This is a genomic window from Mycobacterium sp. MMS18-G62, from assembly GCF_053877835.1.
The window spans coordinates 2,878,990-2,902,987 of the sequence record NZ_CM132662.1 but is presented as its reverse complement, the minus strand read 5'-3'; the positions used below and the strand labels follow the sequence as shown (position 1 = coordinate 2,902,987).

Genomic DNA, 23,998 nt, shown 5'->3' with positions numbered 1-23,998 from the left:
ACGCCTGTACCAGGTACTTCGCGGTCGGCGGGGTTGCTGGTTACGCGTCAGGTTGCGCGGGCACGCCCAGGGCGCGGGCGAAGTCTGGCGGGACGACGATGTCTCCGGCAACCAGATCGTGGACCGACGCGCGACCGAGGCCCATGAGCGCGGAGTCGATGCCCCCACGCAAGACGTCGAGGACGTTCTCGACGCCCGCCTGGCCGTTGGCCGCCAGCCCCCACAGATAGGCCCGGCCGATCATCACCGCCCGCGCTCCGAGCGCCAACGCCTTGACGACATCGCTTCCCCGCCGGATACCGCCGTCGAGCAAAACCTCGATGTCGTCACCGACCGCGTCGGCGATTGCAGGCAACGCGCGGATCGACGCGGGCGTGCCGTCGAGGTTATTGCCGCCGTGATTGGAGACCGAAATAGCCGAAACACCCGCGTCGACAGCACGTTTCGCGTCGTCGACCCTCATTACACCCTTCAGCATGAACGGTCCGCCCCACAGCTCGCGCAGCCAGGCGATGTCCTCCCACGTCGGTGGCGGCGTGGCCATCCACTCGCCATAGGCCGCGAAGAACGGCGGCCCAGGTTCGCCCTTGGGCGCTTGGTTGGGCACGCGCAGGTCCGGTGGCCGCATCGTCTTGGCCCATTGCAGCAACCACCGCGGCCGAGTCAACCCTTCCGGCAGCATGCGCACGGTCGTGCGCAGGTTCATCTCTTCGGGAATCTTCGGGCTGCCCCAGTCACGGCCGTGCGAGAAGCTCCAGTCGGTGGTCACGATGAGGCCGACCGCGCCGGCTTCCCTGGCGCGTTCCACACGGGCCGCGATTGCGTCGCGGCCGCCGAGCCAATACACCTGGAAGAACAGCTTCGGGTTGGCGGCGATGACCTCTTCGATCGGCTTGCTCGCGAACGATGACAGACCCATCGCGGTGCCACGCGCGGCAGCCGCGCGGGCGACGGCCACCTCACCGTCGGGATGGACGGCCTGTACGCCCGTCGGGGAGATGACCACAGGCAGCGAGATCTCTTGCCCCATAACGGTTGTCGAGAGGTCGCGCTTCTCAAGTGCACCGATGACGTGTGGTGCGAAGCCGAGCTCTGAGAACGCGTCGACGTTGTCGGCGACCGTGACACCCCGTTCGCTTGCCGCCACCAATGCGCTGTAGACCGATTTCGGCAGGCGCTTCTTTGCGGTCTGCTGACAGAACGCCACCGTCTCGAACCATGTGTCGCGAGCCATGACTACACCGGGCTTTCGTTGCACAGACGGGCCGGAGGCGTGCTCAGCTTCAGCATCACGGGCCCGCTTCTGGAATGGTCGACGCTCGACTTGGGCTTGACGCGCTCTTTCGCCAGCGCCGGTGCGCCGTAGCCCTCTACGCATTCGGGATCCGGCCCGTCGAGCGGTAGGCCGGTGAAGAACTTGGCGGCCATGCATCCGCCGCGGCAGCTGTCGTAGTGACCGCAGCTGTTGCACGCGCCGGCAGATTGCGGTTCGCGTAGTTCGCGAAACAGCGGCGCGTTCTTCCAGACATTGTCAAAACCACTATCGGACACGACGTTTCCGGCGAGGAAGCGGTCGTGGATGGCGAACGGGCAGGCGTACACGTCGCCGACGGGGTCGATGAGGCAGACCACACGGCCTGCGCCGCACAGGTTCAGCCCGGCAAGCGCGCCGGGTTCACCAAGCCCGGACAGATGGAAGAACGAGTCACCGGTCAGTACGCGATCGCCCTTGGCGACCAACCAGTCGTAGAGCTGGACCTGCTGCTCGGCGGTGGGATGCAGTTCGTCCCAAACGTCGGCGCCGCGGCCGGAGGGCCGCAGCCTGGTGATGCGCAGAGTGGCGCCGTAACGCGCTGCAAGAGCGGCGAATTCGTCGAGCTGGTCGACGTTGTGACGTGTCACCACCACCGAGATCTTGGCGTCCTTGAACCCGGCCGACGCAAGGTTCTCCAGAGCGCGGATAGCCATCGCGAACGAGCCGGCACCACGCACGGCGTCGTTGACTTCAGCCGTCGCACCGTCCAGTGAGATCTGGACGTCGACGTAGTCACTGGCGGCCAGCTTGGCCGCCACCTCGGGTGTGATGCGAACTCCGTTGGTGGAGAACTTCACACCGACATGATGCGCGGTGGCGTAGTCGACGAGCTCCCAAAAGTCCGGACGCACAGTCGGTTCGCCGCCGCCGATGTTGACGTAGAACACCTGCATGCGCTCGAGCTCGTCGATGATGTCCTTGCACTGCTGCGTCGTCAGCTCACGCGGATCGCGCTTGCCCGACGACGACAGGCAATGCACGCATGCCAGGTTGCAGGCGTAGGTCAGTTCCCACGTCAGGCAGATCGGCGCGTCGAGGCCTCGCTCGAACTGTTCGACCAGCCGCGGCGCAGGTTGTACGGACGTCATTGCGGTACCACCATCTTCGATTGAGCGAGCACGCCAAGTGCGTGCAGATAGGGCGCCTGGGCCGCGTCGTCGATTCCCGCCGCACGGCAGGCCGAACGAGCGTCGGGATGCTCACTCAGCGAGTTGACCACGTCGACGATCGTCCGGTTCTTCAGGAACGACAGCTTGCGCGTTCCGAAGTGATACAGCAGCGCGCCGAACGGCTCGGGCCGCACCGCCACCTGGTGGTGCAGTCGCCAGCGCAGATCCGGGTCGAACGCCACAGGCGCCGTCATGGGTCAGTAGACCCCGCACATCCCGTCGATCGACACCTCTTCGACAAGGGTCTCGGTGACGAGCGCTTCGGTCTCAGCCTGCTGATTCGGCTCCATCAACGTCTTCCTTTCCTAGCCAAGTATCTCGACAATTGTGATCGAGATCGCAAGAATATGGCATCCAGTGCCAGAATGGAAGGGTGGGGTCCTTATGAGGCGGGATTCCCCGCATCGCGTGGGCCGTCGGCGCTCCACGACGTGGGACCACATCAGCAATGTCGCAATCGACCTTTTCGCAGCTCGCGGCTTCGACGAGGTCAGCGTTGACGACGTCGCGGAGGCAGCCGGAATCGCCCGCCGCACCCTCTTTCGCTACTACGCCTCGAAAAACGCGCTGCCCTGGGGCGACTTCGACGCCCACCTCGACTACATGCGCGACCTGCTTGCCGGTGTAGACCCGGACGTGCCAATTCGGGACGCGTTGCGCACCGCGCTGTTGGCGTTCAACAGCTTCGACGAGCAGGAAACAGCTCGGCACCGCCAGCGCATGCGGGTCATCCTGGAGACGGCTGCGTTGCAGGCCTACTCGATGACGATGTACGCGGGATGGCGTGCCGTCGTCGCCGTATTCGTGGCGCAGCGGTTGGGCACCAAGCCCGAGGACTTGGTGCCGCAGACCGTGGCGTGGACGATGCTGGGGGCGGCGCTGTCGGCTTACGAGCACTGGCTGGCCGACGAATCGGTTTCGCTGGCGCAGGCGTTGGGCGACGCATTCGACACAGTCAGCGACGGGCTGCGGGCCCTGGATCGCTGAATCGCCCCGACCGTCTCCCGCCGCCGCGATAGTTTCGAGCCGTCGCGAAAGGGGATCCGATGTCGGACGCGAAGACCGGGCAAGCCCTGCTGTTCGACGCGCTGTGGACCAAAGGCACCGCGTTCACTCGCGCGGAACGCCGCGAATTCGGCTTGCTTGGGCTGCTTCCCACCGCAGAGAAGACCCTCGAGCAACAGTCCGAGCACTGCTGGCGTGAGTTCTCCCGGCGCCGCGACGCCATCGACAAACACATCTATTTGCGTAACCTGCAGGACCGCAACGAAACCCTGTTCTACAGGGTGCTGAGCGACCACATCTCGGAAACCATGCCGGTCGTCTACACCCCGACCGTCGGCGAGGCCTGCCAACGGTTCAGCGAGATCTATCAGCGTCCCCGGGGATTGTTCGTCTCCTACCCGGACCGCGACTCGCTGCGCGAGGTGTTGCGCAATCGCCCGCGGCACGACGTCGACGTGATCGTGGTGACGGACGGCCAGCGCATCCTCGGCCTTGGCGATCAGGGCATCGGCGGCATGGGCATCCCCATCGGGAAGCTCTCGCTGTACACACTGATCGGCGGGATCGACCCTGCGCGCACCCTGCCGATCGTGCTTGACGTCGGCACCGACAACGTCGAGCTTCTGGAGGATCCGCAATATCTCGGCTGGCGGCACCGGCGGATCGGCGACGACGAGTATTACGCATTCATAGACGATTTCGTGAACACCGTGGCCGAAGAACTGCCGAGCGTACTGCTGCAATGGGAGGACTTCGCAACCGCGCACGCACTGCCGATCCTCGAGCGCTACCGCGACAAGCTGCTCACCTTCAACGACGACATCCAGGGCACCGCGGCCGTCACACTCGGCGCGCTGCACGGCGCAGCGACGGTCGCCGGTCGTCCGCTGTCACAACAGCAGGTCGTGATGTTGGGTGCCGGCTCGGCAGGCATCGGCGTACTGGAGATGGTCCACCGCCAGATGGTGACCGAAGGGCTGTCCGCGCAGGAGGCATCCTCGCGGATCTGGGTCGTCGACGTCGTGGGCCTACTGACTGACGATCGCACCGACTTGTCCGCTGGGCAGCGCAAGTTCGCCCAGCCGGTCGGCCGCGTCGCGGACTGGGGCCTGTCCGGCACCGCCGGCCTGGCCGACGTCGTTCACAATGTCGAAGCCGGCGTTCTACTCGGATTGTCCACGGCTGCTGGGGCTTTCACCGAGGAGATCGTCCGAGAACTCGCGGGCAAGAGCGAGCGACCGATCATCTTCCCGCTGTCCAACCCGACCAGTCGCGCCGAAGCGCATCCGGCCGAATTGGACGCCTGGACCGACGGGCGCGCGCTGATCGCGACGGGCTCACCGTTCGCGCCCCTGCAGCGCGACGGCGTCGAACGACCGATCTCGCAGTGCAACAACGCCTACATCTTCCCCGCGATGGGACTCGCCGTGACCGCAGCACAGGCAACGCGCGTCACCGACGAGATGTTGCGCTCCGCCGCCGCCGCGCTCGGTGACGCCTCGCCCGCGTTGGCCGATCCGACCCAGCCGCTGCTGCCCGCATGGTCGGACATACCCGAGATCGCCGTCCGCATCGCCCACGCCGTCTCCGTCCAGGCCGTCGCAGACGGCGTGGCGCCCAAGCGCAGCCCCGAAGAACTGGCGTCACGCATCGCCGACGTGCGCTGGACACCCGCGTACCGCCGCTGAGCGCTCAGCCGCTGAACCGCTGAACCGCTGAAGAATTTCTCAACCAACCCGTCGGAGTTCGGGTCGCAACGGCGACGATAAGGGTGTGAGCGCCGAACCGAGCGGCAACGACGCTCCGCGGGCACTGCTGGCGTTGTACGACAACGCGCTGCCGGTCGTATACGGCTATTTCGTGCGGCGCTGCAGTGACCGCGGAACCGCCGAAGACCTGGCGTCGGAAACCTTTCTGGCGGCGATGGACGCCGCGCGGAAAGACGCGCCGCCACCGATCACGGTGCCGTGGTTGCTCGGGGTGGCGCGCCATAAGCTGGCCGATCACTACCGCCGTAGGCGTGACCGGTTCAGCGTTCCGGTAGCGCAGCTACCCGAACCCGTCGACCCAGCGGACGACTGGGACGTCGAGCTCGACCGGATCGTCGCCGAGAGCGTTTTGGCCAAGCTGCCCGAGCAGCATCGGACAGTGCTGGCCTTGCGCTATATGGACGACTGCTCCGTGCCCGAGTGCGCGGAGCTGATCGGCCGCACCGTGCACGCCACCGAGGCGCTGCTCGTGCGGGCCCGTCGCGCCTTCAGATCTCACTACCCGGAGCGGGAGGGAGGGAAATCGTGAACAACAGCGAGGATCCGCTGACCGTGCTGCGTGGTGACGAACTTCCGGTCCAGCCCGATCCGGCGTTCGCGGCCCGCCTGCGCGCACGCCTCGAGTCCGCTGCGAAGTTATTTGCGGCCCAACCCAATCGAACGCAAGGAGTGGAAATGAGTGGTACCGACACCGCCATCGCCGAACTGACCGAACCGGCCGCGGTGGCAACTCCGACCGCTCCCCCGCGACCTGCGGCGCTGCCGTACCTTGCCGTCGCCAATGCGCGCGAGGCCATCGCCTGGTATGTCGACGCTCTCGGCGCGACGCTCGTCGGAGAACCCATCGAGATGGACGACGGCCGCATCGGCCATGCCGAGCTGGCGATGGCAGGCGGCGTGCTGTACCTGGCCGACGAGTATCCCGAGATCGGTTTGAAAGCTCCTGCACCGCAGTCCGTTTCAGTCAGCCTGATGCTGCGAGTGCCAGACACCGATGCCGCCCTGGAACGCGCCCGTGAACGGGGTGCCGACGTGCAGCGGGAACCGTACGAGAACTATGGCGCTCGAAGCGCCGCCATCATCGACCCGTTCGGCCATCGCTGGATGCTGTCCGGCCCGGTCACCGGTGCCGCGACGCCCATCCAGCACGGCGATGTCGGCTACGTCTCGGTGTGGACGTCCGACGCCGACCGCGCCGCCGCGTTCTACGGCCACGTGCTGGGGTGGACGTACGACCCGCAAAGCCATCAGGTCACCAACACCACGCAGCGCATCGGGATCTTCAGCGTCGCCAGTCCGCAGGGAATGCTCTGCTGCTACGCGGTCGCCGACCTGAACGGGGCCCGGCAGGCGATACTGGACGGCGGCGGCAGCGTGGGTGAAGCACAGGAGTTCGACTTCGGGACCGTGCTGGACGCTACCGACCCATCGGGCACCGTGTTCGCCGTGTTCGAGCCGGCACCCGGTACGGCGCGTCCGGAGCTCAATGGCTCTGGGCCGGGCGAGCTTTCGTACATCACCTACGAGGTGACGGATTCGGCGGAGTTCAGGGCCTTCTACAGTCGCGTGTTGTTCTGGACGTTCGAGCCTGGCCGCATTCAGGACGGCTGGCAGGTGCAGCAGACGCATCCGATGGCCGGTGTGGCGGGCGGCAGCGCCCAACAGGTGACCGTGCCGATGTGGATGGTGGAGGACATCGACGCGGCCGTTGTCCGGGTGAGGGAGGCCGGCGGCACCGTCATCGACGGGCCGTCGCAGGAGGCCTACGGGAAGTCGGCGCAGTGCACCGACGATCAGGGCACGCGCTTCTATCTCGGCGAACTCTAGCCGAGGACGTCCGAAATCGGTGCACCCGCAGCAATTTTGGCTCGGCTCTTCATCACCTTGCCCGGCATGCCCCCGCCGACGACACCGGCCACCACACCGTCGCGCTCGTAGAACGCGAGGAACTTGCGGCCGTCGTCCTCGACGACGTGCACAGTGTCCGTGGCCTCGGGCTCACCAAGACACTGGATCTTCACGTCGTACTGGTCACTCCAGAAGTACGGCACTGTGACGGCCGCCGGCGGCTCCTGACCGAGCATCGCCGGAACCAGGGCGCGCGCCTGGTCGGCGACATTACTCCAATGTTCCACGCGCACTTGATCTCCCACGGTGTTGCGCCACGATGCGACGTCGCCGATCGCCCACACGTGCGGGGCGCTGGCACGACCGACCGCGTCGCAGACGACGCCGTTGTCCACCTCGATGCCGCTGCCGTCCAACCAGCCCGTGGCGGGACGTGACCCGATGCCAACCACCACAAGATCGGCGTCGAGCTCGCTGCCGTCGGACAGCACGATCTTTTCCACACGCTCGGATCCGCGGACCTCGGCGACCCCGATGCCGCAGCGCACATCGACGCCCTCGGCACGGTGCAGCCGCGCGACGAGCGATCCGATCTGCTCACCGAGCACCGACGCCAGCGGCGCGGGTTGCGGTTCCACCAGGACGACGTCGACACCGAGACCACGCAGACTGGCCGCGACCTCACACCCGATGAACCCGGCACCGACAACCACAGCATGGCGCGACGAGCCAGCCTCCCCACGCAGCTTCAGGCTTTCATCGAACGACCGCAGGACGTGAATCCCCGCAAGATCAGGAAACGACGGAATCCGCTTGGGCACCAACCCCGTCGCGATGACCAACTCGTCGTAGGCGATGGAGCTGCCGTCGGCCAGCGTCACCGTCTGCGCGGTGGTATCCACCGAACGCGCAGCCTTGCCGAGGAGAATCGTGATGTCGTTTTCCTCATAGAACTCGGCAGGCTTGAGGGTTACGTCGTCGGTTTCGGCGCGCAGCACCTCCTTGGAGAGCGGAGGCCGGTCGTATGGCAGATGGTCCTCGTCGCTGACGATGGTCACCGGCCCGGAGTATTCGGAACGGCGCAGCTGCTCAGCCGTGCGTGCGGCCGCCAGCCCGCCTCCGACGATCACGACGCCACCAGATGTGCTCACGTGGGGTTTCTACACGATGGCCCCGGCGATATGTACGCCACCCTGCGGTTGGCGTCTTAGCCCCGCATCCGATCGATGATGTTCGTCAACACCACGATGCTCTCGCTGCGCTCGACCTCCGCGGCTGAACGAATCCGCTCGAGCGCCTCCTCCAGATGCCGCATATCGCGCGCGAGCACGTGCAGCATCGCGTCGGCTGTGCCCGTGACGGTGGCGGCACTGACCACCTCGGGGATGTCGATCCACGCCTTTCGCAGCTCGTCAGGCGCGATGGTGCCGTGGCGGAACACCTGCACGTAGGCCTCGGTGTTCCAGCCAAGGGCATTGCGGTCGACGACAGTGGTAAACCCGCGGATGACGCCGTTGTCGAGCATGCGATCGACCCGCCGCTTGACGGCCGGCGCCGACAGGTTCACCCGCTGCCCGATCTCGGCGTACGTCGCCCTGGCGTCCTCGGCCAGTTCGGCAAGGATCCGCTCGTCGGTCTCGTCCAGACGCTCCATGATCACCTCCACGCAACAAACTGCCGTATTTCAGCGCCTGGCGCAATAGATGACTGGTAGACACGCAACAAACGGCGATTGATTGCAAAATCGAGACCAAATATCGTTGAATCATGACGATCACGCGCACGGCGCGCCCTCGCCACTACGCGATGACGGCCCCGACGTTCTTCGCCGTCGAGTACGCCATCAATCCGTGGATGGACACGTCGACGACCGTCGACACCCACATCGCGATGAACCAGTGGGAGACGCTGCGCCAGACATATAAGGAATTGGGCCACACCGTCGAGATGGTCGAACCCGTCGCCGGCCTTCCCGATATGGTCTACGCCGCCAACGGTGGGCTGATTGTCAACGACACCGCCGTCGTGGCCCGCTTCGCCCATCCGCAGCGCGCAGGCGAGGCCGACGCGTACGCGGAATGGATGGCCTTCCACGGCTACGAGCCGCTATATACGCGTCATCTCAACGAAGGTCAGGGCGATCTACTCGTCGTCGGCTCAATCGTGTTGGGCGGCTATGGCTTCCGTACCGCGCGCCGCGCCCACGACGAGATCGCCAAGACCGTTGGGATGCCGGTCGTCAGCCTGGAACTGGTCGACCCGCGCTTCTACCACCTCGACACGGCGTTGGCGGTGCTCGACGACACCACGATCGCCTACTACCCGCAGGCGTTCAGCGAAGCATCGCGCAAGCAATTGCTCGAGTTGTTCCCCGACGCCATCGAAGTCGGCAGCGCCGACGCGTATGTGCTCGGCCTGAACGCCGTATCCGACGGCCTCAACGTCGTACTGCCCGCCGCTGCTTCCGGATTCGCCGGGCAGTTGCACGCGGCAGGATTCCGGCCGATCGGTGTGGATCTGTCGGAGCTTCTCAAGGGCGGTGGATCCGTCAAATGTTGCACGCTGGAGGTACATCCGTGACCATTCTTGACACCGTGACGACAACCGAAGCGGCGATCGCGATCGATGACCGCTATGTCGCGCACAACTACTCGCCGCTGCCGGTGGTCGCCGCCAGCGGCGAGGGCGCATGGATCACCGACGTCGACGGCCGGCGCTATCTCGACTGCCTGGCCGCCTACTCGGCGGTCAACTTCGGGCACCGCAATCCGGAGATCACCGCGACGGCGCACGCGCAGCTCGACACCGTGACGTTGGTCAGCCGGGCGTTCCACTCCGACCGACTGGGCCCATTCTGCGAGGCGTTGGCCGAGCTCTGCGGCAAGGACATGGTCTTGCCGATGAACAGCGGCGCCGAAGCGGTAGAGAGCGGCATCAAGGTGGCCCGCAAGTGGGGCACCGACGTCAAGGGGGTACCGGCTGGCGAGGGCAATATTGTCGTCGCGCGCAACAACTTTCACGGCCGTACCACAACCATCATCAGTTTCTCCGACGACGAGGCCGCCCGCCGAGGCTTCGGTCCGTACACGCCAGGATTCCGTGCCGTGCCGTTCGGCGATGCCGAAGCCATGTCAGCGGCGATCGACGACAACACCGTCGCGGTGCTGATCGAGCCCATCCAGGGCGAGGCGGGCATCATCGTGCCGCCCGCGGACTACCTGCCGCGCATGCGCGCACTGTGCACCGAGCGCAACGTGTTGATGATCGCCGACGAGATCCAGTCCGGCTTGGCGCGCACCGGGCGCACGTTCGCGTGTGAGCACTGGGGCGTCGTGCCCGACATCTATCTGCTCGGTAAAGCCCTTGGCGGCGGTGTGGTTCCGTTATCGGCCGTGGTGGCCAACCGTGACGTCCTCGGCGTGCTGCATCCCGGCGAGCACGGCTCGACCTTCGGCGGTAACCCGCTCGCCGCCGCGATCGGCACCACGGTGGTAGCGATGCTGCAGCGCGGTGAATTCCAAACCCGCTCAGCAGAACTCGGCGAGCACCTGCACCGCCGGTTGCGCGCCCTGGTCGGTCACGGCGTAGTTGCCGTGCGTGGCATGGGCTTGTGGGCAGGAGTGGACATCGACCCGGATCTGGCCACCGGCAAGCAGATCAGCATGAAGCTCGCCGAGCGGGGAGTCTTGGTCAAGGACACGCAGGGCTCCACACTGCGTTTCGCTCCGCCGCTGGTCATCACCGCCGAGGAGATCGACTGGGCGATTGGCCAGTTCGCCGAAGTTTTGGCGGAGACGGGTTCACACTTGTCCGGTACTCAGTTATAGGTCCACAGGAGGCACCATGACCGCTCCATCGACAAGCTTCTCCGAGCAGTTGTGGCGTCGTCGGCCTGTCGCCGGCGCCCCTGTCGCCCACGGTGCCTCCGATCACCTGAAGAGAAGCATCGGCACTTTCCAGCTGACCCTGTTCGGTGTCGGCGCGACCGTCGGTACCGGTATCTTCTTCGTGCTGTCTGCGGCGGTGCCCGAGGCGGGTCCCGCGGTGCTTGTGTCGTTTGTGCTTGCGGCGATCGCGGCGGGCCTTTCCGCGATCTGCTACGCGGAGATGGCGTCTTCGGTGCCGGTCTCGGGATCGACGTATTCGTACGCCTACACGACGATGGGTGAATTCGTCGCGATGGGTGTGGCGGCCTGTCTGCTTCTGGAGTACGGCGTGTCCATCTCCGCCGTTGCGGTCGGGTGGAGCGGGTACGTGAACAAGTTGTTGGACAACCTGTTTGGCTGGCAACTCCCGCAGTCATTGACGTCGGCCCCGTGGGACGCCACCCCGGGCATCGTCAACCTACCCGCCGTCTTGCTGATCGGGATGTGCATGCTGCTGCTGATCCGCGGTGCCAGCGAGTCGGCAACGGTGAACACCATCATGGTGTTGATCAAGCTGGGTGTGCTTCTGATGTTCATCGTCATCGCGCTCACCGGTTTCAACGCCGACCACTTCCACGGGTTCTGGGACAAAGGCTTGGCCGGCATCACCACTGCGGCGAGCATGATCTTCTTCTCGTTCATCGGCCTCGACGCGGTTTCGACAGCCGGTGACGAGGTGAAGGATCCACAAAAGACCATGCCCCGCGCGATCATTGCCGCGCTGATCGTCGTCACCAGCTTCTACATCCTTGTGGCCTTCGCCGGCCTCGGCACGCAGGACGCCGCCGAGTTCGGGTCGGACGAACAGGCCGAAGCGGGGCTGTCAGTGATCCTGGAGAAGATCACCGGCGGCACATGGGCGAGCACGCTGCTGGCGGCGGGGGCAGTGATCTCGATCTTCTCGGTAACTCTGGTCGTGATGTACGGCCAGACCCGCATCCTGTTCGCGATGGGCCGGGATGGACTGCTTCCGTCGATGTTCGCGAAGGTCAACCCGCGCAGCATGACTCCGGTCGGCAACACCATCATCGTCGCGGTGGCTACCGGGATCCTTGCCGGTTTCATTCCGCTGACCTGGCTGCTGGATGCGGTGTCGATCGGCACGCTGGTCGCCTTCATCACGGTGTCGATCGGCGTGATCATCCTGCGAGTCCGCGAACCCGAACTCGAGCGCCCCTTCAAGGTGCCGGGATATCCCGTCACACCCGTCCTCTCCGTGCTCGCGTGCGCGGCCGTGCTGTACGGCCTGCGCTGGCAGACATGGTTGGTGTTCGGCGGCTGTGTCGGCCTCGTGCTGCTGTTCTACTTGTTCTGGGGCCGCCGTCACAGCGCCCTCAATGCCGGTGGCGCCGATGGCTTTATCCCGACCGCGGTTCCCGGTGACGACGACGTCATGTTCGTCGCAGAACCGAAGGATCACCATTTCGTCAGCCCGCCGAAGGACGAACCGTGACCATTGCCGTCGGCTACCTGGCCAGCAAGGGTGGCCGGTCATCTTTGTATCTGGCGGTCGAAGCGGCGAGGACGTTGAAGACGTCGTTGACGGTCGTCACCGTCGTGCCGAGGCCATGGATGACGCCGTCGCTGGGCCGCATCGACGCCGAGTATGCCCAATATGCGGATCAATTGGCGGCCAACTCGGCCAAAGAAGCGCAGCAGGTCGTCGGCGCCCTCGCCGACGGGCTGGATGTGAAGTACCACAAGGTTTCTCACCGGTCGGCGTCTGGCGGGCTGTTGGAAGCCGTCGCTGAACTCGAACCCGAGGTGCTGGTGCTGGGATCGGCTGCCGACGGCAAGCTCGGGCAGGTCGTGATCGGATCGACGGCCGACCGGTTACTCCATTCTTCACCAGTTCCCGTGGCCATCAGTCCGCGTGGCTACCGCGGGTCGAAAGCCGGTGGGCTGAGCCGCATCACAGTGGCCTACCCCGGCACTCCCGACACGCTACCCGTGGTGGAACGCGTTGCGGCACTGGCGCAGCAGCTTGGTGTTCCTATGCGGGTCATCACGTTCGCGGTTCGTGGCCGCACGATGTATCCACCGGAGGTGGGGCTGCGCGCCGAGGACTCGATCCTCGAGCAGTTGGCGTCCCACGCCCGGCAGACGCTGTCTCAGTTGAGGTCCGACGGTGTAGTCGGTGACGACGTGGTTCTGCAGGTGGTCACCGGCAACGGCTGGGATGAGGCACTCGACGCTGCCGACTGGCAGGAGGGCGAGCTGCTCGCGATCGGCACGTCGCCGGCCGGCGGAATCGCCCGTGTTTTCCTGGGTTCGCGTGGATCCAAGATTCTGCGATATAGCCCGGTGCCGGTGCTCGTGCTGCCGGGCTGATTCGTCGTCGCGCAGCTTGCGACCCTGGTGACGAAGGTGGATTTGGTCGTGTCGCAATGGAATACGGCGACGGGATGGCCGTATCGGACGATGCAGTTCAACGCCACCATCAAGGACACGTCTGCCATCAACCTCTGACTAGGCGGTGGTTTGTCAGATCAGTACTTCATGGTGCCGCGATCGACGGCGATCTGACTTCCCGATATCGTCGCCGACCCATCACCTGCCAGCCACGCGACGACGTCGGAAACCTCTTCGGCCGTCATGAATTCCTGCAGGCCCTTCTTCCCCTCGTGATTGACGGGGTGGTATGGCATCGGAGCGAAGCTGTGCAGATAGCTCGGGTACTTGGCGAAGATGGCCATCATCGCCTCCTTCTCCACCATCGGCGTCTCAATGGAGTACGGGTGGATGGAGTTGACGCGGATGCCGAATTCGCCGGCTTCTATGGCGAGCGAGTTGGTCAGCGCGACGAGACCGTGTTTGGAGGCCGCGTAGTGCGCATTGCCGGGCGTCGCCTTCAAGCCGGCCGATGAACTGACGATGATGATCGAGCCGCCGTTGCCCGCCTCGATCATCGCCGGCACCACCGCGCGGACCGTGCGCCACGTGCCGTTGAGGTTCACGTCGATGACGGTGTCCCACTGCTCTTCCGACATCTCCCAGATTCGGCCCCAGCTGAGCACACCGGCGTTCGCGACGAGGATGTCGAGCCGGCCGAATTGTTCGACACCGTCGGTGACGACCTGTTGCAGCGCGGCGAGATCGCGGACATCCACCTCGCGCGCCAGCACCTTGCGGCCGGTGGCCTCGACCGCCCGCACCGTTTCGGCGAGCTCTTCGGGCGTCGCCAGCGGATAGGTGATGGTCTCCGAGACCGGGCCGCAGACGTCGACCGCGATGACGTCGGCGCCCTCGCTGGCGAGGCGCACAGCGTGGGCCCGCCCCTGACCACGCCCGGCCCCCGTGATGAATGCCACTCGCCCTTCCAGGGATCCGCCAGATGCCGTCACCGCTGCTCCTTTCGTGGGGCTGCGGACCAGGCTAACAGCCGAACTGAAACGTGTTCTAGTGACCCGGGCCGGGCCCTCTCACGCCCCTCACTCCACGGGGTCGCGGATCAGCGGGCACGTCATGCAGTGACCTCCGCCCCGGCCGCGGCCCAGCTCGGCACCGACGATGGTGATCACCTCGATGCCAGCCCGGCGCAGCAGAGTGTTGGTGTGGGTGTTGCGGTCGTAGGCGAACACCACGCCCGGTTCGACGGCAACGAGGTTGTTGCCGCTGTCCCACTGCTGGCGCTCGGAGTCGTAGGCGGTGCCGCCGGTCTCCACCACCCTCAGCTTGCCCAAGCCGAGCGAGGCGGCCACCACCTCAACGAACGGCTTGTCGGCCTCCTCCACTTCCACGCCGGGATCGGTGTCGCTGGGATGCAGCACGAAAGTTTGCATCGCGTCGACGATGTCGGGATAGATGGTCACCACGTCGCGATCGGCGAAGGTGAAGATGGTGTCCAAGTGCATGGCGGCTCGGAGCTTTGGCATGCCCGCGACGATCACCTCGGTGGCGCCGCCCTCGGCGAACAGCGTCGCCGCCACCTGGGTGATGGCCTGCCGGGAGGTGCGCTCGCTCATGCCGATGATGACGACCCCTTGCCCGGGCACCAACACGTCACCGCCCTCGATTGTGGCCAGACCCCATTGCTTTTCGGGATCGCCCCACCAGACCCGGGAGCCGACGTAGTCGGGGTGGAATTCGTAGATGGCCTTCATCAGCAGGGTCTCGTCGTGGCGCGCCGGCCAGAAGAGCGGGTTCAAAGTGACGCCGCCATAAACCCAGCAGGTGGTGTCTCGGGTGTAGAGCGTGTTGGGCAGCGGCGGCATCAAATACTCTGTGACGCCGGTGCTTTCGCGTGCCAGCGCCCGATAGCCCGACTTCATGTCCTTGGGCAGGTCGCGGGTTGACATGCCACCGATCAGCAGCTCGGCGAGGCGTCGTGGCTGCAATGAATCGAGGTAGCTGCGGGTGTCGTCGACAAGGCCGAGGCCGACCTCGTTCGGAACGATCTTGCGGTCGAGCAGCCAGGCTTTCGCTTCGGGGATCTTCATGGTGTCGGTGAGCACGTCGTGCAGCTCAACCACCTCGACGTCGCGGTCGCGCATCTTGTCGATGAAGTCGAAGTGATCGCGACGGGCGTTCTGCACCCACAGCACGTCGTCGAACAACAGATCGTCGCAGTTGCTGGGCGTGAGCCGCTCGTGAGCAAGGCCGGGCGAACACACCAATACCTTGCGCAGCTTGCCGACCTCGGAGTGAACGCCGTAGGCGGCGGACGGTTTGGTCACCTGAGTTCCTCTCACCAAGCGGGCCGCTAGATTTCGATAGCCCCAGTTGCCAAGGACACCACACCGATGATGGCGCCGACGACAATCACACCGAAGAGCACCGCCTCGGCGACCCTGAACACCCGCAATCCACGTTCGCGTCGCGCCTTGACGTAAAGCAGGGCGGCAGGGGCGTACAGGATGCAGGACAGCAGCAGCTTGTCGACTCCCGCCGCATAGATCAGGAACACCGTGTACGCCGTCGCAACGGCAGCGATGACCATGTCCGTCGTCCGCGGTTCTTGGTCGGCGTATGTCTCGCGCGTTGCCGTCAGCTTCAGTGCGTACGCCGCCGCGAGCAGATACGGAATCAATGACAACGCCGCCGTCAGGTCGAGCATGAAGTCAAGCGCATCCGCGGCGAACAGCAGCGCGATCAGCAGCAGGGTGATGAGCCCGGCGGCCATGATCAGGGCCGGCTTGGGAGCACCATGACGATTCGTGCGCGCCAGGAATCTCGGCATGTCGTCGGTGGTCGCCGGGATGTAGAGGACTTCTGCGGCCATCAGTGTCCATGCCAGGTACGCCCCGAGCACCGACACGATCACACCCACGCGGATTAGGATCGACCCCCAATGTCCCACAATGGATTCCAGCACAGCAGCCATCGACGGCTGGCTGACGGTCGCCAGTTCGCCCTGAGGCATTACGCCGTACGACACGAGCGTCACCAATGCGAAAACACTGAGGACGCTGATGAACCCGATCACGGTGGCGCGCCCGACGTCCTCACGTTTGCGCGCCATTCGCGAGTACACGCTCGCGCCCTCGATGCCGAGGAACACGAACACGGTGATCAGCATCGTGCCCTTCGCCTGCGCCAGCACCGAGGACGACGAATAGTGCTTGTCCCCCCAGAAGTTGTCGGCAAAGACGTCGGCCTTGAACGCCACGATCGCGATCACGATAAACATCAGGATCGGCACGACTTTGGCAATAGTGACAATGTAATTGATGACAGCCGCGTCCTTGACGCCGCGCATAACGAGCAAGGCGAACAGCCAAACGCAGATGGCCGATACCACCACCGCGAGCACCGTGTCGCCCGCGCCGAAGCCCGGCACCAACGCGCTCATCGTTGCGGTGATGAGCACCCAGTACGAGGTATTGCCCGCACATGCCGATGCCCAATACCCAATGGCCGAATTGAAGCCGACGTAGTCGCCGAACCCTGCCTTGGCGTAGGCGAAGATGCCCGCGTCCAGATCCGGTTTGCGCATCGCCAGACGCTGAAAAACGAAGGCCAGCATCAACATTCCAGTTCCGGCGATCGTCCAGGCGATGATCGCGCCGAGCACACCTGTCTCGGTGCCGAAGCGGCGCGGCAGCAGAAAGACCCCAGAACCGATCATCGAGCCGACGACCATCGCGGTCAGTGTTGGAAGACTGACCTTTTCGGTGACCTTTTCAGGCTGCTCCGTTGCCGTCATAGACCGTCGACGCATTCACTTGCAGTCGCAAACAGCGTAAGCGACAACGCATGAGCCGCATCGCCGATTGGCGAATCCGGCTAGAGATCGGACAGGATCTGCTGACGCTTGGCGTTGTATTCCTGTTCGGAAATAGCGCCAGTAGCGCGCAGTGTTTCCAGCTCCTGCAGCCGTTGGGCGGTCGACGGCTCCGGCGGCGCCGTGTACGACGGCGCAGCAGCAGGTGCCGCGACGACCGGGCCGGGCGCCGCGGGTGCAGGCGCGGCCGGAGCCTGTTGCGCTGCCGCGCGCCGAACCACGGCCTGCACCTGTTGGCGAGCGGCCGGGTTGGAGCGCAGGTCGATCATGTTGTTCAACCCGATCCCGTTTGCCTTGAGGATGGCCAGGATCTCCATCAGCGGCCCGGTCTGCCCTGTCAGGTCGTAGGTCTTGTTGTCGTCGGCAATGGTGAAGTTGGCTGGCATCATGCCGCTGACCAAAGCGCTGCGTTCCCAATCGATTTGGTACTCGTTGGTCGTTGGATCGACGAGGGCGACGAGCCGGCGGCTGGTGATCATCGGCAGCCGGGTGATCGATGCGATCACCCGGTCTTGGGATGCGAAAGGCGCGAGCCCCGGACCGGAGATCTGCAGGTCGAGCTTCACCAGTGGCTGCTCGTTGATCCGCGTGCCCGTCTCTTGAATGCCGACGACTTGCGCCAGCGCCAGTACACCGTTGGCCTCCAGCGCTTGGGTCTTGGCGTCCGATTTCGCGCCGAAGCTGGCCAGTGCCAGCGCGATCAGGACATCGGCAGCGGTGATCAGCAGACCTACCCAGAACATCCACTTCATGAGGCTCATCTGGCCGAGCGCGAAGTACACGACCAAGAAAATGGGACCGACAAGGCCGCCGCAGACCAGTACCCAGATCTGAGACTTGATGTAACGCCACAACATTTCTGCCACGCTCCCGTCGTTTGCCCGTGTCGCGTGTCAGATTAGCGCCAAACCGCCGGTCGCGAGCCGTATCGTCGGGGCGGTGAGCCGCGACGCCGAACCTGTGCGTTTGCGGTGGATCCTGGTAGCCGTTGCGACCGCGCTGTTCTGCGTGCAAATCGACTACTTCGCGATGAATCTCGCGTTGCCGCGGATGGCTGCCGATCTGCATAGCACCGCAACCGACCTGCAATGGGTGATCAGCGTCTACATGCTCGCGCTTGGCGCGTTCATGGTGCCCGGGGGCCGTATCGGCGACATCTTCGGTCGCCGCCGAGCACTGCTTGCGGGCATCGCGTTGTTCGGCGCGGCATCCGCGCTGTGTGCACTGGCACCTACGGCAACCTTGCTGATCGCGTTCCGAGCGTTGCAGGGCGTGGGCGCGGCGCTGATCTTTCCGGTTTCTGTGAGTGTGCTGACAAACGCCTTCACGGCCGCGCGGGCCAGCCATGCGATCGGGTTGGCCTACGGCATAGCCGGATTGGGCAATGCCGCGGGTCCGCTGATCGGCGGGCTGTTGACCGAGACGGTGGGTTGGCGGTGGATCTTCTGGCTGAATGTGCCGTTGACTCTTGCCGCGTTGGCGGTCGGAGCATGGAGCATCACCGAATCTTTCGACGAGACGGTGCCGCGCCGCATCGACGTCACCGGGCTGGCACTCATTGTGGTGGGAATCGGCTTGTTCACGTTGACATTTGACCGTGCGCCTCAATGGGGCTGGGTGTCGGTGTGGACGCTGACGGCGTTCGCCGGATCGCTCGTTGCGCTGGCCGCGTTTATCGTCGTTGAAAAGAAGGTGCGCTGGCCGCTGGTGGACCTGTCACTCGCCAGGAACCCCAGGTTCGCGGTGCTTGTCTTGGCGGGCACGATCGCGAACATCGCCTACGTCGTGGCGATCTTCCTGTCTACGGTGTATCTGCAGCAGGCACGCGGCCTGGATCCGTTGACGGCCGGCCTGGTGTTTCTCGGCCCGTCGATCGGCGCCGCGGTCGGCGGGGTTCTTTCCGGCCGGCTGGCCGCCAGCAGGCCACCGGTGCTGGTGATGGGTCTGACGAGTGTGGTCGCGGCGATATCGCTGGCGGCCCTTGCGGCGTCGAGCACGTGGGCCGTCTACCTGGTGGCGCTCACCGCGTGCGGGTTCACCCTGGGATTGGTGTACGCGTTCACCACGGTCGCGACGCAGGCGGTCGTGCGGCCGGAGCGGGCGGGCGAAGCCGCCGGTGTGACGCTGACTGCGTTGGTTGCGCTCGCCGGTGTCGGCGTGGCTGTGTCGGGAACCGTACTCGAGATGCTGCGGCAGGCGGGGATGACGGCGGCTGGCGCCATCAACAGTGTGCTCGCAGCGATGGCCGCGCTGCTACTGCCGGCAGGCCTGGTGGTGTTAATGATTGCGCGGCAAGGGATTTCGCGTAATCAGTTGCCAGCGGCCAACGAGACCTGACTTGCCGACGGCGCAGGCGCCGAACCGAGCAGGAAGGACAGCGGCGCCGTCCAGTCGAGTCCCGGACTCCTGGCGTAGCTGGTGTGGACGGCCACACGCCGCGCGTACGCCGCCGTGGAGTCATCGGCGTCCTCGTCGTAGTCGCAGACGGCATCGTTGAGATTGCAGACGCTGATCGTGCGGGCGCCCAGGGCCGGCGAGAGCGGAGCAGGCGCGTGGGCGAGGATCGGCCAATCCTGGGCGACACCCTTACCGCGTTTGGGAACGCCACTGGCGGTGCCGAGATTGAGCGTGGGGTCCTCGGGCCGGCGATCGCCGTCCGCGATCAACAACACTGCGGCCAGATTGGGGCTTGCCTCAAGCGAGGCAAGATTACGGTGCACCACCATCGCGCCCTGCGAATAGCCCGCCAGCACGACCTTGGAGGTCGGGCATTGCTGGACGAACGCCTCGTACTGCTTACCCAGCGCCGTCGTGCCGGTGTCGACACTGCCCATGAAGCCCAGCCACTGCCCGACGCCGCCGTCTTGCCCTGGCACTTCCACCGCGGGGTAGTCGACCGCCTCTGCGGTCATTGTGCGGCCGTCATTCTGCATTTGGACGGACAGCTCTTGCAGAGACTGATAGATCACGCGGCCCATCCCGCCGTTCTGCGTCAGCTCGGCGCCGGTTCGCTCACCCGAGCCCGCAGCCCCGATCCAGTGCACATCCGGGCACCCAGCGGCCGCAGATGCAGTACCGGCCGACAGACCAACGAATGCGGCGCCGGCCACAGCGGCGGCGCTCGCAAGCACACCAAGGCGTCGTAACACGAGACCCCAACCCTTCTCGGCCCCCGACCAGGGCCGTTGCGATGTTCATCGCCTCAGAAGTCGCACGTGTTACACGAAAGCGGCGCCCACCCGAAGGTGAGCGCCGCTTCGCAGCAGTCGGAACTACTTGATGATCTTCGTAACCCGGCCGGCGCCGACGGTACGGCCGCCCTCGCGAATCGCGAAGCGCAGGCCCTCGTCCATTGCGACGGGCTGGATCAGCTTGACCGAGATGTCGGTGTTGTCACCGGGCATAACCATCTCGGTGCCCTCAGGCAGCGTCACCACACCGGTCACGTCGGTGGTGCGGAAGTAGAACTGCGGACGGTAGTTGTTGAAGAACGGCGTGTGCCGGCCGCCCTCGTCCTTGGACAGGATGTAGACCTGGCCCTCGAACTCGGTGTGCGGCGTGGTGGTGCCGGGCTTCACGACGACCTGGCCGCGCTCGACGTCCTCACGCTTGATGCCGCGCAGCAGCAGACCGACGTTGTCACCGGCCTGGCCCTGATCGAGCAGCTTGCGGAACATCTCGACGCCGGTGACCGTGGTCTTGGTGGTCTCCGGGCGGATGCCGACGATCTCGACTTCCTCGTTCACATTGACCACGCCGCGCTCCACACGACCGGTGACCACGGTGCCGCGGCCGGTGATCGTGAAGACGTCCTCGACGGGCATCAGGAACGGCTTGTCGGTCTCGCGGACAGGGTCCGGGATCGACTCGTCGACGGCAGCCATCAGCTCGACGATCGACTCAACCCACTTCTCGTCACCCTCGAGCGCCTTCAGCGCCGAGACGCGCACGACCGGGGCGTCCTCGTCGAACTCCTGGGCGGCCAGCAGCTCGCGGACCTCCATCTCGACGAGCTCGATGAGCTCCTCGTCGTCCACGGCGTCGGCCTTGTTCAGGGCGACCAGGATGTAGGGCACGCCCACCTGGCGAGCCAGCAGCACGTGCTCGCGGGTCTGCGGCATCGGGCCGTCGGTCGCGGCGACCACCAGAATCGCACCGTCCATCTGGGCGGCACCGGTGATCATGTTCTTGATGTAGTCGGCGTGACCAGGGGCGTCGACGTGCGCGTAGTGACGCTTCTCGGTCTGGTACTCCACGTGGGAGATGTTGATCGTGATGCCGCGCTGACGCTCTTCAGGCGCATTGTCGATCTGGTCGAATGCGCGCGACTCGTTCAAATCGGGATACTTATCGTGCAGAACCTTGGTGATTGCTGCAGTCAGCGTCGTCTTGCCGTGGTCAACGTGACCGATGGTCCCGATGTTGACGTGCGGCTTCGTCCGCTCGAACTTCGCCTTCGCCACTGTGTTGTCCTCCTGGACTGTGTTGGTGCTTGTTGTAAAGCAGTGTTGATGTTTCCAGTTGTGTGGTCCCGCCAAGACAGCGGGTCAGAGATTACTGACCCGTCGCCTTCGCGCCGCTCATGGCTCGGCTCCGGATCAGCTCCGAGCCTCGGCCGCAAACGGCCTCGATTCTCACTGACCCGTCGCCTTCGCGATGATTTCCTTCGACACGTTCGCCGGAACTTCGGCATACGAGTCGAACACCATGGAGTAGTTCGCCCGGCCCTGGGTCTTCGACCGAAGGTCTCCGACGTAGCCGAACATCTCCGACAGCGGCACATGCGCCTTGACGACGCGTGCGCCCGCCCGCTCCTCCATGGCCTGGATCTGACCACGGCGGGAGTTCAAATCGCCGATCACCTCACCCATGTAGTCCTCGGGCGTAGTGACCTCGACGGCCATGATCGGCTCCAGGATCACCGGCTGTGCTTGTCCCGCAGCCTTTTTCAGCGCCTGGGAGCCGGCGACCTTGAATGCCATTTCCGAGGAGTCAACCTCGTGGTAGGCACCGTCGAGCAAGGTGACCTTCAGGTTCACCAGCGGGTAGCCGGCCAGCACGCCGTACTGCATGGCGTCCTGCGCACCGGCATCCACCGACGGGATGTACTCGCGCGGGATGCGGCCGCCGGTGACCTTGTTCTCGAACTCGTAGGTGGCACCGTCCTCGCCGGTGAACGGCTCGATGGAGATGAGCACCTTCGCGAACTGGCCGGAGCCACCCGTCTGCTTCTTGTGGGTGTACTCGACCTTGTCGACCATGCGCTTGATGGTCTCCTTGTAGGCCACCTGCGGCTTGCCGACGTTGGCCTCGACCTTGAACTCGCGCTTCATGCGGTCGACGAGGATGTCGAGGTGCAGCTCGCCCATGCCGCCGATAACGGTCTGGCCGGTCTCCTGGTCCAGGTGGACCTTGAAGGTCGGATCCTCTTCGGCGAGCTTCTGGATGGCGGTGCCGAGCTTTTCCTGGTCGCTCTTGGTCTTGGGTTCGATGGCCACCTCGATCACCGGATCGGGGAACGTCATCGACTCCAGCACGACCTGCTGGTTCGGATCGGACAGGGTGTCGCCGGTGGTGGTGTCCTTCAGGCCGATCACCGCGTAGATGTGCCCCGCTGAGGCCCGGTCGACCGGGTTCTCCTTGTTGGAGTGCATCTGGAACAGCTTGCCCAGCCGCTCCTTCTTGCCCTTGGTGGCGTTGATGACCTGCGAACCGGATTCGACCACGCCCGAGTACACGCGGATGTAGGTCAGCTTCCCGAAGAACGGGTGCGTCGCGATCTTGAATGCCAGCGCCGCGAACGGCTCGTCGGCGGTCGCGTGGCGGACGATCTCCTCGTCCTCCTTGCCGGGGGCATGTCCGGTGGCGGCCGGCACGTCCAGCGGCGAGGGCAGGTAGTCCACGACCGCGTCAAGCATCGGCTGCACGCCCTTGTTCTTGAACGCGCTGCCACACAGCACCGGGTAGATCTCGCTGTTGATCGTCAGCTTGCGGATCGCGCCCTTGATCTCATCGACCGTGAGCTCCTCGCCGCCGACGTACTTGTCCAGCAGCGCCTCGTCGGTCTCAGCGACGACCTCGAGCAGCTTGGTGCGATACTCGTCGGCCTTGTCGGCCAGGTCGGCGGGGATGTCGATGGTCTCGTAGGTCTCACCGAGTTTCGTCTCGCCGCGCCACACCTTGGCGTTCATCTCGACCAGGTCGACGATGCCCTCGAAGTCACCCTCCGCGCCGATCGGCAGCTGGATCGGAACCGCGTTGGCTCCCAGCCGCTCTTCCATGGTGCGTACGGAGAAGTAGAAGTCCGCGCCGATCTTGTCCATCTTGTTGACGAAGCAGATGCGCGGGACGTCGTACTTGTCGGCTTGGCGCCAGACCTGCTCGGACTGCGGCTCGACGCCCTCCTTGCCGTCGAACACGGCAACGGCACCATCGAGCACGCGCAGGTTTCGCTCCACCTCGACGGTGAAGTCGACGTGCCCGGGAGTGTCAATGATGTTGAGCTGGTTGTCTTTCCAGAACGTGGTGGTGGCAGCCGAGGTGATGGTGATACCCCGCTCCTGCTCCTGCTCCATCCAGTCCATCGTGGCGGCACCGTCGTGCACCTCACCGATCTTGTAGTTGATACCGGTGTAGTAGAGGATGCGCTCGGTCGTCGTCGTCTTGCCGGCATCGATGTGCGCCATGATGCCGAAATTGCGGACCTTGCTCAGGTCGGTAAGCACGTCCTTCTGTGCCACAGA

22 protein-coding genes are annotated in these 23,998 nt (G+C 65.0%); 9 read left to right on the top strand and 13 right to left on the bottom strand.

The window, feature by feature from the left end; genetic code table 11:
- Positions 1-40: 40 nt before the first annotated feature.
- The 4 genes from mftD to mftA are packed head-to-tail and all read right to left on the bottom strand — an operon-like array spanning position 41 to position 2,774.
- Complete coding sequence (gene mftD, locus ACWW36_RS14425; protein ID WP_456142185.1) at positions 41-1,234, bottom strand: pre-mycofactocin synthase MftD; 1,194 nt, start codon at positions 1,232-1,234, stop codon at positions 41-43.
- 2 nt (positions 1,235-1,236) lie between these two features.
- Entirely contained in the window at positions 1,237-2,403 is a 1,167-nt protein-coding gene (gene mftC / locus ACWW36_RS14420; protein ID WP_456142184.1) for a mycofactocin radical SAM maturase, read from the bottom strand.
- The gene (mftB, locus tag ACWW36_RS14415) at positions 2,400-2,678 is read right to left on the bottom strand and encodes a mycofactocin biosynthesis chaperone MftB (RefSeq protein ID WP_456142183.1); all 279 of its coding nucleotides are present in this window, start codon (positions 2,676-2,678) and stop codon (positions 2,400-2,402) included. The genes mftC and mftB overlap by 4 nt, the downstream gene beginning before the upstream one ends.
- 3 nt (positions 2,679-2,681) lie before the next feature.
- Positions 2,682-2,774 (bottom strand): mycofactocin precursor MftA, encoded by a 93-nt coding sequence (mftA, locus tag ACWW36_RS14410; protein WP_456142182.1) that lies wholly within the window; start codon positions 2,772-2,774, stop codon positions 2,682-2,684.
- A gap of 94 nt (positions 2,775-2,868) precedes the next feature.
- Here mftA and mftR point away from each other — a divergent pair, with 94 nt between their 5' ends.
- From mftR to ACWW36_RS14390, 4 genes are all read left to right on the top strand, one after another.
- Positions 2,869-3,471: a mycofactocin system transcriptional regulator gene (mftR, locus tag ACWW36_RS14405; RefSeq protein ID WP_456142181.1), complete on the top strand. Its 603-nt coding sequence runs from the start codon at positions 2,869-2,871 to the stop codon at positions 3,469-3,471.
- A gap of 59 nt (positions 3,472-3,530) precedes the next feature.
- On the top strand, positions 3,531-5,177 hold the full coding sequence (locus ACWW36_RS14400; protein WP_456142180.1) for an NAD-dependent malic enzyme: 1,647 nt from the start codon (positions 3,531-3,533) through the stop codon (positions 5,175-5,177).
- 85 nt (positions 5,178-5,262) lie between these two features.
- Positions 5,263-5,787: an RNA polymerase sigma factor gene (locus ACWW36_RS14395; RefSeq protein ID WP_456142179.1), complete on the top strand. Its 525-nt coding sequence runs from the start codon at positions 5,263-5,265 to the stop codon at positions 5,785-5,787.
- Positions 5,784-7,085: a VOC family protein gene (locus tag ACWW36_RS14390; RefSeq protein ID WP_456142178.1), complete on the top strand. Its 1,302-nt coding sequence runs from the start codon at positions 5,784-5,786 to the stop codon at positions 7,083-7,085. Before ACWW36_RS14395 ends, ACWW36_RS14390 begins: the two co-directional genes overlap by 4 nt.
- Here ACWW36_RS14390 and ACWW36_RS14385 read toward each other — a convergent pair.
- Both ACWW36_RS14385 and ACWW36_RS14380 read right to left on the bottom strand, forming a co-directional pair.
- A complete protein-coding gene (locus ACWW36_RS14385; protein WP_456142177.1) occupies positions 7,082-8,257 on the bottom strand; it encodes an NAD(P)/FAD-dependent oxidoreductase in 1,176 nt (391 codons plus the stop codon). The two genes, ACWW36_RS14390 and ACWW36_RS14385, sit on opposite strands and share 4 nt — an antisense overlap.
- 56 nt (positions 8,258-8,313) lie before the next feature.
- A complete protein-coding gene (locus tag ACWW36_RS14380; protein WP_456142176.1) occupies positions 8,314-8,760 on the bottom strand; it encodes an Lrp/AsnC family transcriptional regulator in 447 nt (148 codons plus the stop codon).
- Between the two features lie 113 nt (positions 8,761-8,873).
- On the opposite strand from ACWW36_RS14380, the gene ddaH reads away from it, so the two are divergent.
- Genes ddaH through ACWW36_RS14360 form a run of 4 tightly spaced genes read left to right on the top strand, consistent with a single transcriptional unit; the run spans position 8,874 to position 13,363 of the window.
- Positions 8,874-9,686: a dimethylargininase gene (gene ddaH, locus ACWW36_RS14375; RefSeq protein WP_456142175.1), complete on the top strand. Its 813-nt coding sequence runs from the start codon at positions 8,874-8,876 to the stop codon at positions 9,684-9,686.
- On the top strand, positions 9,659-10,933 hold the full coding sequence (gene rocD, locus ACWW36_RS14370; RefSeq protein ID WP_456142174.1) for an ornithine--oxo-acid transaminase: 1,275 nt from the start codon (positions 9,659-9,661) through the stop codon (positions 10,931-10,933). The genes ddaH and rocD overlap by 28 nt, the downstream gene beginning before the upstream one ends.
- Before the next feature lie 16 nt (positions 10,934-10,949).
- Complete coding sequence (locus ACWW36_RS14365; RefSeq protein ID WP_456142173.1) at positions 10,950-12,485, top strand: amino acid permease; 1,536 nt, start codon at positions 10,950-10,952, stop codon at positions 12,483-12,485.
- Complete coding sequence (locus tag ACWW36_RS14360; protein WP_456142172.1) at positions 12,482-13,363, top strand: universal stress protein; 882 nt, start codon at positions 12,482-12,484, stop codon at positions 13,361-13,363. The genes ACWW36_RS14365 and ACWW36_RS14360 overlap by 4 nt, the downstream gene beginning before the upstream one ends.
- A 158-nt stretch (positions 13,364-13,521) precedes the next feature.
- On the opposite strand, the gene ACWW36_RS14355 is transcribed toward ACWW36_RS14360, so the two are convergent.
- The 4 genes from ACWW36_RS14355 to ACWW36_RS14340 form a co-directional block, all read right to left on the bottom strand.
- On the bottom strand, positions 13,522-14,376 hold the full coding sequence (locus ACWW36_RS14355; RefSeq protein ID WP_456142171.1) for a mycofactocin-coupled SDR family oxidoreductase: 855 nt from the start codon (positions 14,374-14,376) through the stop codon (positions 13,522-13,524).
- An 87-nt stretch (positions 14,377-14,463) separates the two neighbouring features.
- Positions 14,464-15,708 carry an arginine deiminase gene (locus ACWW36_RS14350; protein WP_456142170.1) on the bottom strand — a complete coding sequence of 415 codons (1,245 nt, stop codon included), beginning with the start codon at positions 15,706-15,708 and terminating at the stop codon, positions 14,464-14,466.
- A gap of 26 nt (positions 15,709-15,734) precedes the next feature.
- On the bottom strand, positions 15,735-17,177 hold the full coding sequence (locus ACWW36_RS14345) for a basic amino acid/polyamine antiporter (protein WP_456142169.1): 1,443 nt from the start codon (positions 17,175-17,177) through the stop codon (positions 15,735-15,737).
- A gap of 80 nt (positions 17,178-17,257) precedes the next feature.
- Entirely contained in the window at positions 17,258-18,112 is an 855-nt protein-coding gene (locus ACWW36_RS14340; protein WP_456142488.1) for an SHOCT domain-containing protein, read from the bottom strand.
- An 82-nt stretch (positions 18,113-18,194) separates the two neighbouring features.
- Here ACWW36_RS14340 and ACWW36_RS14335 point away from each other — a divergent pair, with 82 nt between their 5' ends.
- Positions 18,195-19,592: an MFS transporter gene (locus tag ACWW36_RS14335; RefSeq protein WP_456142168.1), complete on the top strand. Its 1,398-nt coding sequence runs from the start codon at positions 18,195-18,197 to the stop codon at positions 19,590-19,592.
- Here ACWW36_RS14335 and ACWW36_RS14330 read toward each other — a convergent pair.
- The 3 genes from ACWW36_RS14330 to fusA form a co-directional block, all read right to left on the bottom strand.
- Entirely contained in the window at positions 19,565-20,404 is an 840-nt protein-coding gene (locus tag ACWW36_RS14330; protein WP_456142167.1) for a cutinase family protein, read from the bottom strand. The two genes, ACWW36_RS14335 and ACWW36_RS14330, sit on opposite strands and share 28 nt — an antisense overlap.
- Before the next feature lie 123 nt (positions 20,405-20,527).
- Positions 20,528-21,718, bottom strand: a complete 1,191-nt coding sequence (tuf, locus tag ACWW36_RS14325; RefSeq protein ID WP_456142166.1) for an elongation factor Tu — start codon at positions 21,716-21,718, stop codon at positions 20,528-20,530.
- Between the two features lie 171 nt (positions 21,719-21,889).
- On the bottom strand, positions 21,890-23,995 hold the full coding sequence (gene fusA, locus ACWW36_RS14320) for an elongation factor G (protein WP_456142165.1): 2,106 nt from the start codon (positions 23,993-23,995) through the stop codon (positions 21,890-21,892).
- Between the last annotated feature and the right edge of the window lie 3 nt (positions 23,996-23,998).